Here is a 12349-nt window from a genome sequence, read left to right on the forward strand (position 1 = left end):
CTTGCCTATTTGCGGGTCATGAGGTCGAACGAGAGGTGCGGCGGCTGGTTGTACGCGGTGTTCTGCCAGGCGATGCCCAGCCGATAGACCGGATCGTGCATCAGCGTCGGCAGCCGGATCGCGGTGGGCCAGGGCGTGGCATAGATGCGCAGCTCGCGGCTGTCGGTGGTCGGCAGCACCAGTTCCTCCCGCCAGTCGCCGAGGATATCGGCGGAAAGCGCAGGGTTGCGCTTGGTGCCATTGTTCGACGTGGTGCCCGGCGGATCGAGCAGCAGCGTCTCGGTGCCGCGCGTCCAGTCCCATTTGGTGATGCGGGTGCCGTCGAGCAGTTCGGACAGCGCATCGCCGTCCCAATGGATGCGGAAGTTGGCGGCACGCGGATGGCCGCCGGGGATCACCTTGCCACGGGCATCGTACAGCTCGGGCGAGTTGCTCGCCCAGGCCTCGGCGCCGGGACGGCGCGGATCGATATCGGCGGCGATGCCGCGCCCGGTGTCCTTGTCCGCCGGCGTGGACCAGAGCATTTCGCCGGTGCGCGCATCGAGCATCGCCGCGCCGCGATTGCCGCTTCGGCGCATTTCCTCATGCACGCCGAACTTTTCGAGGCCGGGGCGGGTGGGATCGAGATCGCCGACATGCATGGCATCGCCGTGGCCGAGGCCCGAGGACCAGAGCCCCTTGCCGTCATCGTCGACCGCCATCGATCCATAGATCACCTCGTCGCGGCCATCGCCATCGACATCGGCGACCGAGAGCTGGTGATTGCCGTTGTCGCCATAACGCTCGTTGCCGGGCGTTGCGCTGTCGAACAGCCAGCGTTCGCTGAGCTTGCCGTCGCGCCAGTCCCAGGCGGCGATGGCCGAGCGGGCATAATAGCCGCGGCCGAACACCAGGCTGGGGCGATGCCCGTCGAGATAGGCGACGCCCGCCAGGTAGCGTTCGGAGCGGTTGCCATAGCCATCGCCCCATAGCGCCTTCAGCTCCGCCTCGGTGCGGCCGCCGCGCGGCGGGGCATAGGGGGCGGTGGCCAGCGCCCGGCCGGTGCGCCCGTCGAACACGGCCAGATATTCGGGACCGTCGAGGATGCGGCCCTTGAGATTGGCCAGCTTGCGCCCGTCGCTGGTGAGGGTGGAGCCCGTGCGATCGCCCACCTCGACGGCTGTGTCGCCATGACGCCAGTCCTTGCGCGGGTCGCCGATCGCCTTGCCGGTGCCGTCGATGGTGCCGTCGGCGGTCTTCATCGCGACTTCGGCGCGGCCGTCGCCATCGAGATCGAACACCATGAACTGGGTATAATGCGCGCCCGAGCGGATGTTGCGCCCGAGATCGATCCGCCACAGCCGCTTGCCCTCCAGCGTATAGGCGTCGATCAGCGTCTCCCCGGTGAAACCGGCAAAGGCATTGTCCTTGGCGATGCTAGGGACCCATTTGACGATCAGTTCGTAGCGGCCGTCGCCATTGAGATCGCCGACCGAGACGTCGTTGGCGCTGTAGCTATAGGATTCGCCCTCGGGCGTGGTGCGGTCGGCCGGTTTGTCGAGCGGGACGGGCAGATAGCCTTTCGTCCAGGGCGCCACCGCCGCGCCGGGCCGCGCGTCGCCGACCGCGATGGCGTAGCGCGACGCCGCGGTGCCCGCCTTGTCGACGAAGCTGGTGGGTTGATCGGCGGCGATCCGCGCGATCGGCTTGCCGTCACGGTAGAGGGTGAAGCGCGTCCCGTTCGGATCGGTGCCGAGCAGCCGCCACGCGACATGCACGCCGCCCCCCGCAGCGGGCACGGCGACCAGTGCGCGGTCCAGCCGCTCGACCTGCCGGTCGTTCAGCAGATCGGTGCCCGGCGCACCGGGCAGCGTGGCGAGTGCGGCGACGAGAAAGGCGAAACGCATGGTCGGCAGCTCCTGAAGACGCAAAAAGATGGGCCGCCGGGGTGACGCGGCGGCCCGAGGGGAGGGTGATCAGATCGGGGTGCGCGCTGCGGGCGCCGAAAGCGTGGTCGCTCGGCTGGTCGATTGGCGAGGCTTGCGCATCGTCCCCTCCATTCTGGCGCTGTCGTCGTTTCGCTGGACAGCAACTGTCAGATAATCCCAATATATATGACTCAGTTCCACGATGTAGCCAAGTGCAATTTTCGTGCTTCGCCACGACCAAAGAAAAGGCCCCGGCCGGCGGGCCAGGGCCTTCAGGGTCCGGGTCACGGGCCCCCAACGCTCAGTGGCAGGCGGTGCTGCCAAGCGGTTCGGTGCGGCGCAGGTCGGGGCGATCGGGAAGCACCTGCTCGGCGATCGGCAGCTTGAGCGTCTTCAGTTCCTGGGCGACCAGATCGGCCATCGCCCGCGCGCCCAGTTCGCTGAAATGGGTGTCGTCGTCGATGCCCTTGGGAAAGCCGGGCGCCTTGTCTGCCGGGGTGTAGTGCAGATAGAGCTTGCGCGATTCTTCCGGCCCCAGCCGGTCGAGCAGCCCGGCCGAGCGTGCCTCCAGGTCGAGCAGCGGCGTGCCGGTGCTCGACACCAGATCGCGCATCACCGCGCTATAGGCGGCGAAATCGGCCTTCACCTTGCCATCCACGAAATTGCGCCGAACGGGCGGGGTGACCAGCACCGGCACCAGGCCGTGGCCGCGCGCTTCCCAGATCATCCGCAACAGATTGTCGCGATAGAGCGTCGCGGCGGGCGCATAGCGTTCGGGCTTGGTGGTGCTGGCATCGTTATGGCCGAACTGGATCAGCACCACGTCGCCTGGTTTCGCCTCGGCGATCAGCGCGTCCCAGCGGCCTTCGGCGATGAACGATTTGGTGCTGCGGCCGCCGATTGCGCGGTTCACCACCACCGTGTCGGGCGTCATGCCGCAATGGAGCATCTGGCCCCAGCCGGTCTGGGGGTAGCGATCGGCATTATATTGCTGTGCGGTCGAATCGCTGGCGATGAACAGCCGGGTCTGTGCAGCGGCCGGCGCGGCGAAGGCGGCGAGGCAAGCCGCCGCGGCGAGCAATACCCCCCTCATTGCAGGTTCACGAACGCGCCGCCATCGACCAGGAGCGCTGCGCCGGTGACATAGGCCGCCATGTCGGAAGCGAGGAACACGATCGGCCCGGCAAGATCCTCGGGCTGGCCCAGCCGGCCGAGCGGCACCCGGCCCTCCATGTATTTGCGCTTTTCCTCGTCGGCGAGATCGTCCTTGTTGATCTCGGTAAGGATCGTGCCCGGCAGCACCGAGTTGCAGCGGATGCCGTGCCGCCCCAGCGCGATCGCGGCCGATTGCATCAGCGAATGCAGCCCCGCCTTGGTGGGGGTGTAGTGCGTCTGATACTCACCGCCCACCAGCGCCGAGATCGACGACACCGCGACGATGGCGCCGCCATGCCCCTGTTCGACCATCTGCTTCGCCGCCGCCTGGCACATGAAATAGCCGCCGAGCAGATTGACCTGCATCGTCCGCTGCACCGTTTCCACCGGCATGTCGAGAAAGGCGTGGAACGGGCAGATGCCGGCGTTCGAGACCATCACGTCGACCTTGCCGAACGCATCGGCCGCGCGCGATACGAAATCGCCGGCGGTGGCGGGATCGGCGACATCGCTCTTCACCGCCAGGCCGCGCCGGCCCATCGCCTCGATCGCGGCGACCACGGCCGCGGCATCGTCATCGCGGCTGTGATAGTTGATCGCCACATCGGCGCCGGCTTGCGCTGCCCCGATCGCGGCGGCGCGGCCGATGCCGGTCGATCCGCCGGTGACGAGCACGCTCTTCCCCTCCAGCAATTTCACACACGCTCTCCTTGTCGTCGTTTATCGTCGTTGCTTGCGCGGCGGGCGCATCTCTGCGCTCCAGCCGAGATCGGTGCTGATCGCCTGCGCCGTGCCGCGCACCTGCGCGCTGAGCGCCGCCATGCGATCGTCGTCCATATATTGCGCGGCACTCGACACGCTGATCGCCGCGACGATCCGGCCGGACACGTCGCGCACCGGCGCCGCCACGCAGCGGATCAGGTCTTCATTCTCTTCGAGATCATAAGCGTGGCCGGCGCTCGCATAGCTGCGCATCCGGGTGAGCCACAGATCGTGATCGGTATGCTGCTGCCCGCGCGCCTTGTCCGCCGTGTAGAGCCGTTCCCACTCGCTTTCGGGCGCGTCGATCAGCAGCGCCTTGCCGAGCCCGGTCGAGGTGAGCGGCTGGCGATCGCCGATGCGGCTGGAGATTTCGACGCGGCGGCGGCCGGGGATCTTGTCGAGATAGAGCGCGAGATCGGCATCGAGCCGGCCGAGATGCACCGTATCCTCGGTTTCACCGGCCAGCGCCTCCATGCGCGGCCGGGCGATCTGGACGATATCCGCCTGGCTCTGCGCCAGGAAGCCGAGCTGGATCAGCTTTGGCCCCAACTGATAGCCGTCACGCGGCAGATAGCTGAGGAATCCGCGATCGATCAGCGCATTGGCCAGCCGGTGCGTGGTCGAACGCGTCAGCCGCATCCGCGCCGACAATTCGGCGAGCTTCACCGGCCCATCGATCACCTGATCGAGCATGTCGAGCCCGCGGACCAGCGTCTGGCTGCCCTGGATCTTGCTGTTGCCGGCACCGGGGGCGGCACCGCCATCGCTTTCTGCATTTGACGTCGATCGTTCCATCAATTAACATCCTATCCCATAAAGTGAGAAAGTAAAGCATCAGGAGGATGCCGGTCAGCCCAAGCAAGGCTGCATTCCACCCGCGATATTGGTCGCCCGCGTACCATATATTGGCACGACGCGCGCCCGAATTTCACATTGTCACAATCCGTCCAGCCATCTGGGATGATGGGCGTCTGTAAGGGGAAGCGTCGAGCCGTGGCAGCCGGACTCTCGAGGATCAAACAGGTGCGCGCCTATACCGTTCGCGGTGGCGGCGCCGATTATCACGACCAGGGCGAAGGCCATTGGATCGACGATCACATCGCCACGCCGATGGCGCGGTACCCCGAATATCGCCAGTCGCGGCAGAGCTTCGGCATCAACGTGCTCGGCACGCTGATCGTCGAGATCGAGGCCGAGGACGGCACGATCGGCTTTGCGGTGACGACCGGCGGCGAGCCCGCCTGCTACATCGTCGAGAAGCATCTCGCCCGCTTCCTCGAGGGCCGCAGCCCGACCGAGTATGAGAAGATCTGGGACCAGATGTACTTCTCGACCCAATATTACGGCCGCAAGGGTCTGGTGGTGAACGCCATTTCCGGCGTCGACCTCGCGCTGTGGGATCTGCTCGGCAAGCTGCGCGGCGAGCCGGTCTATCACATGCTCGGCGGCGCGGTGCGCGACGAGCTGCAATTCTACGCGACCGGCGCGCGGCCGGACATCGCCAAGGAGCTGGGCTTCATCGGCGGCAAGCTGCCGCTCCACCACGGCCCCGCCGAAGGGATCGAGGGGCTACACAAGAACATCGCCGAGCTGGCGGAAATGCGGTCGCGCGTCGGCCCCGACTTCTGGCTGATGTGGGATTGCTGGATGGCGCTCGACGTCGATTATGCGACCCGCCTCGCCATCGCCGCGCACGAACATGGCCTCAAATGGATCGAGGAGGCGATCAGCCCCGACGATTATTGGGGCTATGCCGAGCTGAAGCGCAACGTGCCCAAGGGCATGCTGGTCACCACCGGCGAGCATGAGGCGACCCGCTGGGGCTTCCGCATGTTGCTGGAGATGGAGTGCTGCGACATCATCCAGCCGGACGTGGGCTGGTGCGGCGGCGTGACCGAACTGCTCAAGATCTCGGCGCTGGCCGATGCGCGCGGCAAGCTGGTCGTGCCGCACGGCTCGTCGGTCTACAGCTATCATTTCGTCATCACCCGTCACAACTCGCCCTTTGCCGAGTTCCTGATGATGCATCCGGGGCCGACCGAGGTGGTGCCGATGTTCCATCCGCAATTGCTGGGCGAGCCGGTGCCGGAGAATGGCAGACTCCGCGCGAGTGCGCTCGACAAGCCCGGTTTCGGCGTCGAGCTCAATCGCGAGCTGGCGATGCATCGACCCTATACGCACTGAGACAAAGCCATGAACATCTATCAAGGACGGTTTGCCGGGCGCGCGGCGGTGATTACGGGCGGCGCCTCCGGCCTGGGGCTGGCCGTCGCACGGCGGCTGGTGGCGGAGGGCGGCAGGGTCGCGCTCTGGGACGTCAATGCCGATCAGCTTGCCTCTGCCGCGAGCGAACTGGGGGCACATACCGAGCGGCTGGACGTGTCGGACCCCGATGCGGTCGCGCAGGCGGCATCGGCGACCGCGGCGGCGCTGGGGAAGATCGACATCCTGGTCTGTTCGGCGGGGATTACCGGCGCGACGGTGCCGGTCCATGAGTTCCCGCTCGACAGCTGGCGCCGGGTGATCGACATCAATCTGAACGGCCTGTTCTATTGCTGTCGCGCAGTGGTGCCGCACATGCTGGCGAACGGCTATGGCCGCATCGTCAACGTTGCCTCGGTGGCGGGCAAGGAAGGCAATCCCAACGCTTCCGCCTATTCGGCATCCAAGGCCGGCGTGATCGGCTTCACCAAGTCGCTTGGCAAGGAACTGGCCGGCAAGGGCGTGATCGCCAATGCGCTCACCCCGGCGACGTTCGAAAGCCCGATCCTCGAACAGCTGCCGCCGAGCCAGGTCGACTATATGCGCTCGCGCATCCCGATGGGGCGGCTTGGCGAGGCCGAGGAGAGCGCCGCGATGATCCTGTTCATGGCGAGCGATGAATGCAGCTTCACCACCGCATCGACCTTCGACACGTCGGGCGGGCGGACGACCTACTGACCGGAGCGATGGGAGGGGGATAGGCGATGGCCCGCGATCTGCCGTTCGTCGATGCGCATGTGCATCTGTGGGATCTGGAGCGGATCGCCTATCCGTGGCTGACACCGCCTTTTTCCGACGACGGCCCGAACGGCAGCGTCGAGCCGATCGCGCGAACCTATCTGCTCGACGATTATCTGGCGGATGCGGCGGGCTGGGACGTGCGCGGCATCGTCCATGTCGATGCCGGCGCCGCGCCCGAGGCGGCGCTGGCGGAGACCGAATGGCTACAGGCGATGGCGGACGCGCGCGGTATGCCGAACGCGATCATCGCCTTCGCCGCACTCGACGATCCGGGGGTGGCGCAACTGCTTGCTGCCCATGCGGCCCATCCGGCGGTGCGCGGCATCCGCCATATCGTCAACTGGCACCCCGATCCGCGGCGCAGCTATACCGCGCGTGACGTGACGCAGGGCGAGACCTGGGCGCGCGGCTTTGCCCTGCTCGGCAAGTATGGCCTGAGCTTCGATCTTCAGGCCTATCCCGGGCAGTTCGCGGGACTGGCCCAGCTGATCGCGCGGCATCCCGAGGTGCAGGTGATCGTCAACCATGCCGGCATGGCGGTGCCGGGCGAATGGCCGGCGTGGCGGGCGGGGATGCAGGCGCTGGCGGCGCTGCCGAACGTGGCGGTCAAGCTGTCCGGCATGGGCTTTACCCATCGGCCGTGGCGGCGCGAGCAGGTCGCGCCCTATCTGCTCGAGGCGATCGAGCTGTTCGGCGCCGATCGCGCGATGTTCGCCAGCGATTTTCCGACCGACAAGCTGTTCGGCAGCTTTTCGGCGCATCTCGATGCCTATGACGCGATCACCGCCGGGTTCAGCGACGATGAGCGCCGGGCCTTGTTCGCCGGCAACGCCAACCGCTTCTATCGCCTGGGCCTTCAGCTCTAGGCGAATTGTTCGGCGCGGGCGGCGCGCGACACGCCGTTCATCATTTGTCAGCGTTTTTGTCAGCCCTGCCTTGCGCACCCATCAAAACGTGATACTGTTCTAACAAGTGAATAAGCTGTTCACAATGTGGGAGTAGCGGACGAAGGGTCGCGCTCCCGGGGAGTAGAGCGGCGGGAACCGCGCGGAAAGGCGCGGATCGGGCAGCCGTCGCCCAGATAGGAGAGGGAACGACATGAGCAGGGGATTCGATTCGCGCCGGCAGATCGCCGCAACGGCATCCTGGGCGGTGCTGGGGCTGATGCTGACGGTTGCCGGTACCGCGCAGGCGCAGACGACGCAGCGGGACGGCGGCGCGAACCAACTGAGCAGCGCGCAGGAAGAAGAGATCATCGTCGTCGGTTCGCGCGCGAGCCAGCAATCGGCCAATGAGCGCAAGAAGAACGCCCGCACCGCGACCGATTCGATCGTCGCCGACGATATCGGCTCCTTCCCCGATCGTAACGTCAACGAAGCGATCTCGCGCATTCCGGGCGTCGCGCTCAGCCGCAACGAATTCGGCGAAGGCGACGGCATCGCGATCCGCGGCAACGGGCCGGACCTGACCCGCGTCGAACTCGACGGCATCGGCGTGCAGAGCACCAACGGCCTGGCCATCGGCGGCGCCAGCGGCCGCGGCGCCGATCTGCGCGAACTGCCGGCGGAAATCGTCAAGTCGGTCGACGTGGTGAAGGGCTCCACCGCCGACATGACCGAGGGCTCGCTGGGCGGTTCGGTCCAGATCAAGACGCGCACCGGCCTCGATTTCAAGAAACCCTATTTCTCGATCCGCGGCGGCGCCAGCCAGAATTCGCTGGGCAAGGACTGGACCCCCGACTTCAACGGGGTGTTCGCCGACAAGTTCTTCAACGACCGGCTGGGCGTGATCGTCAGCGGCACGTACAGCAAGCTGCAGAACAACGGCCACATGTATGAGACGACGACGAGCGGCAATCGCGGCTATGCGCGCCTGTTCGATTTCGACCAGTCGCCTGAAAAGACGTTCGAATATAATGTCGATACGATCGGCACCGATGCCGCCGACGTCGTTTTCGCGAACAGCACCGAAACGCCGCGCAGCCTGATCACTAAATCGGCCTCGGCACAGAGCAAGGCGGACTGTTTCGCGCTGTTTCCCTATAATCCCACCGGCAGCAGCGCGCAGCGCAACCAGCGCACGCTGGAACAGCAGACCTGCCTCAACCAGTGGAACGACTATACCCCGTCGCTGATCCGCAACTTCATGAGCACGCAGACCGACGAACGCTATTCGTTCGACGGCCGGCTCGATTTCCGCGTGACCGACAGGCTGACCGTGTTCGCCAAGACCACGATCGCCAATCGCAAGGTGCATGACCAGTTCCGCAGCCGCAGCCCGGTGACGCTGTTCGGACAGAATGTGGCGGGCACCTACCTCGATTCGCCCGCGAGCGGGGGCTATCCGCGCGTCCGCACGGTCAACCCCGACGGCCCGGCCGGCTATCATCTGTATGACGGGCTGAACAGCGTCGCCAACAACGCGACGATCGGCAATGTGCTGAACGTGGTGCCCGACAGCATCGTGGTGGACGACGCCCACAACGTCACCGCGATGACGCTGACCAACAATGCGGTCAATATCGACCAGATCGAGAACCGCATCGATACCGAGACCAAATATTATCAGGCCGGTTTCGAATGGCAGGGCGAGCGCGTGCTGATCGAGGGCATGGCAGGCATGACCAAGGCCACCACGAGCCGTGGCGACATGCGCACCTCGCGATCCTATACCTATGGCGACGCAAAGCTGGCGCTTCAGTCGAACGGGCTGTGGGACATCGAACTGCCCGCCGATTATGACGAGACCGATCCGGCCAACTTCGTCCAGTTGAGCGCGCCGCGCTGCATCGGTGCGGGCACGCCGCCGAACTGCATCGGCCAGAATGCCGTCACCGCCACCGAATTCGTGCCGGCAAGCCCGGCCTATACCGTCGGCCAACTGCCGCTGACGACGCCGTCGTTCGGCGTGCAATACACCCCGGCATTGGGCGAGGCGACCGAGAAGATCGCCAAGCTCGACCTGACCTATGACACGGACGATCTGTTGCCGTTCATCACGCGCATCAAGGTGGGCGCGATGTACCGCAACAACGAAATCGCCCGCTGGAACAATGGCGGCTACACCGTCAGCACGTCGGTGGGCACGTTCGGCCAGCCCGGCTTCGTCCCCGGCGTCTATGTTCCCACCGCGATCGTCCGCGGCACGCTGCGCGCCTGCGAGCCGACCGCGACGTCGACCGTGCCCTGCAACTATGGCTACACGCCCAGCACCGATCCGCGCACGGCGCGGTCTGGCGTCGACACGCTGACGCCGCAGCAGCTGCAGGAACTGTTCGCGCGCACGCTGGAGGCACCGGATTCGGCCTATTTCGGCGATCTGCCCAATCGCGGCAACCTGCCGCCGGCATGGCAGGGCATCCGCACCGACGAGTTGTTCAAGGCGCTCGGCGCGTCGGAGTTCATGAATTTCGACTGCCTCAAGACCTGTGTCGGCAGCGACGGCAATGTCTATGACCAGCCCGTCACCCGCGCCGACGAGACGATCAAGAACATCTATGGCATGTTCGATTTCGAACAGCCGATCCCCTGGGGCATTCGCATCACCGGCAATGTCGGCGTGCGCGGCGTGTTCATCCGCGTGAAGGGCTCGGGTCTGCAGACGATCACCTCGGTGCGGGTGACGAGCAGCTATGATCCCAACAATCCCAATGCGGCCGGCGGCACGACGTCGCAGTCGTTCAGCCGCAACGTGACGCTCGACAGCGACACCACGGACTGGCTGCCGACCTTCAACCTCAATTTCTGGGGCTTCAACGACTCGCTGGTGCTGCGTCTCTATGGCGGCAAGAACCTCGCCCGCCCGAACATGAACTATCTGGTTCCCGGCGGCACGTGCACGATCGACGAGCGACTGGCGCTGGAGGGCGAGGACGTCAACAACTGCTCGAGCGGCCGTGTTGGCAACCCTGGGCTCAAGCCGTTCATTTCATGGAACTACAATGCGAGCCTCGAATGGTATGCGAATCGCGATACGCTGCTCGCGGTCACCTATGGCAAGCAGGATGTAAAGGTCGGAAACCCGATTGCCGTAACCCGAGTCGAATATCCGTTCGCCGGCAGCGACGTCACTGATCCCGCGACCGGCCTGCCGCTGGCGGACCTGCAGTTCAACGTACCCACCTGGGACAACGGCCCCGGCTACAAGCGCGACATCTGGGAATTCCAGGCGAAGACGGCCTTCACCTTCCTGCCCTGGTTCCTCAAATATACCGGCGCGGACGTGAACTTCTCGATCCTCGCCTCGGCCGCCACCTCGGGCCAGCAGGATCCGCTGACCGGCGACATCATGCTGCCGCCGAACGAATCGCGCTACAACACCAATGCCTCGATCTGGTACGACGACGGCAAGCTCAACATGCGGCTGGCGATGCAGAAGCGCAGCGAGAGCTTCAACTGCATCACGCCGTGCGGCGGCAACAATATCGACATCAACTATCCGGGCGAACAATGGACCAACGTCCGGCTGGTCGGCCCCGGCTATAACCCCGGTGTGCCGCGCTTCTCCGACGCCACGACCTTCTTCGACGCGAAGATCTCGTACAACATCAACCGCAACTTCCAGGTCTATATGGAAGGGCGGAACGTCACGCGTGAATCGCAGACCTTCTCGAGCGGCGATTACGTGCCCTTCGCCGACGGGACGCCGCGCGTGTTCCGCAAAATCTATGGCGGCCGCCGCGTGATGGGCGGCGTGCGCGTCCGCTTCGGCGGGTAAGGATCGGTGCGGCGTCCGGTCATTCCGCCGTGGCGGGGTGGCCGAGCGCTGCGCTGATCGTCGAGGCCGTGTCGCGCACCCGGCCGACAAGCTCCTCCAGCGCGCCATCCTCGACATATTGGGCGGGGCTGACGATGCTGATCGCCGCGACGATGCGGCCGGCGGCATCGCGGACCGGCGCCGCCACCGCCCGCAGATCGTCCGGCGGCGGACTGCGGTGCACCACCACGCCGCGGGTGCGTGCGGCATCAAGATCGGCCAGCAGCGCGTCGCGGGGTTGCGGCGTCGGGCGGCGGGCCAGCAGCCTATCGAGGGCGTCGGCCGCTTCGTCGAGCAGCAACGCCTTGCCCAGGCTGGTTTCCGCGAGCGGACGCCGGGTGCCGACCGGCGTGTTGACCACCACCCGCTGCGCCCCGCCGACGCGGTGAAGATGAACCGAATGATCGCCGTCGCGCTCGCCCAGAAAGGCGGGCATGCCGGTGGCATGGGCCAGCGCGCGCAGCGGCTCGCGGCTGATCTCGACGATGTTCATCCGCTCCTGCGCGTGGACGCCGAGCTGCATCAGCTTCGGCCCCAGCGCCAGGCCGTCGCGCCCTTCGGCAACGAACCCGCGATCGAGCAGCGCCAGCGCCAGCCGCCGCGCGGTGGACAGCGTCAGGCCCGATCGCGCGGCGAGATCGCGGATGTTGTGCGGCTGCTCCGCCAGCAGGTCGAGCAGATCGAGCCCGCGTTCGAGCGTCTGGGTGCCCGCGCGGGGCGCAGCCTTGTCCTCGGTCATCCTCGCCTCTCCTCCGCCCCAGGCGGTA

The 12349-nt window shown here is 66.1% G+C and carries 9 protein-coding genes; 4 read left to right on the forward strand and 5 right to left on the reverse strand.

The features are described from left to right. Positions 1-5: 5 nt before the first annotated feature. The 4 genes from ACX40Y_RS04160 to ACX40Y_RS04175 all read right to left on the reverse strand — a co-directional run bounded on the left by ACX40Y_RS04160 (position 6) and on the right by ACX40Y_RS04175 (position 4619). Complete coding sequence (locus ACX40Y_RS04160; RefSeq protein ID WP_459118258.1) at positions 6-1886, reverse strand: rhamnogalacturonan lyase; 1881 nt, start codon at positions 1884-1886, stop codon at positions 6-8. Positions 1887-2208: 322 nt separating this feature from the next. Further along, complete coding sequence (locus ACX40Y_RS04165) at positions 2209-3000, reverse strand: rhamnogalacturonan acetylesterase (protein ID WP_459118259.1); 792 nt, start codon at positions 2998-3000, stop codon at positions 2209-2211. Continuing rightward, positions 2997-3761, reverse strand: coding sequence for an SDR family NAD(P)-dependent oxidoreductase (locus ACX40Y_RS04170; protein ID WP_459118260.1), 765 nt, complete (start codon positions 3759-3761; stop codon positions 2997-2999). Before ACX40Y_RS04170 ends, ACX40Y_RS04165 begins: the two co-directional genes overlap by 4 nt. Positions 3762-3782: 21 nt before the next feature. After that, on the reverse strand, positions 3783-4619 hold the full coding sequence (locus tag ACX40Y_RS04175; RefSeq protein WP_459118261.1) for an IclR family transcriptional regulator: 837 nt from the start codon (positions 4617-4619) through the stop codon (positions 3783-3785). Between the two features lie 168 nt (positions 4620-4787). On the opposite strand from ACX40Y_RS04175, the gene rhmD reads away from it, so the two are divergent. The 4 genes from rhmD to ACX40Y_RS04195 all read left to right on the forward strand — a co-directional run bounded on the left by rhmD (position 4788) and on the right by ACX40Y_RS04195 (position 11543). Then, positions 4788-6008 (forward strand): L-rhamnonate dehydratase, encoded by a 1221-nt coding sequence (gene rhmD, locus ACX40Y_RS04180; RefSeq protein ID WP_459118262.1) that lies wholly within the window; start codon positions 4788-4790, stop codon positions 6006-6008. 9 nt (positions 6009-6017) lie between these two features. Next, entirely contained in the window at positions 6018-6764 is a 747-nt protein-coding gene (locus ACX40Y_RS04185) for an SDR family NAD(P)-dependent oxidoreductase (protein WP_459118263.1), read from the forward strand. A 26-nt stretch (positions 6765-6790) separates the two neighbouring features. Further along, positions 6791-7693 carry an amidohydrolase family protein gene (locus tag ACX40Y_RS04190; protein WP_459118264.1) on the forward strand — a complete coding sequence of 301 codons (903 nt, stop codon included), beginning with the start codon at positions 6791-6793 and terminating at the stop codon, positions 7691-7693. Positions 7694-7925: 232 nt separating this feature from the next. Further along, positions 7926-11543: a TonB-dependent receptor gene (locus ACX40Y_RS04195; RefSeq protein WP_459118265.1), complete on the forward strand. Its 3618-nt coding sequence runs from the start codon at positions 7926-7928 to the stop codon at positions 11541-11543. Between the two features lie 19 nt (positions 11544-11562). Here the strand turns inward: ACX40Y_RS04195 and ACX40Y_RS04200 are convergent, their stop codons facing one another. Beyond that, entirely contained in the window at positions 11563-12321 is a 759-nt protein-coding gene (locus ACX40Y_RS04200; RefSeq protein ID WP_459118266.1) for an IclR family transcriptional regulator, read from the reverse strand. Positions 12322-12349: the final 28 nt, after the last annotated feature.

This window comes from Sphingomonas sp. RS6, assembly GCF_054489705.1.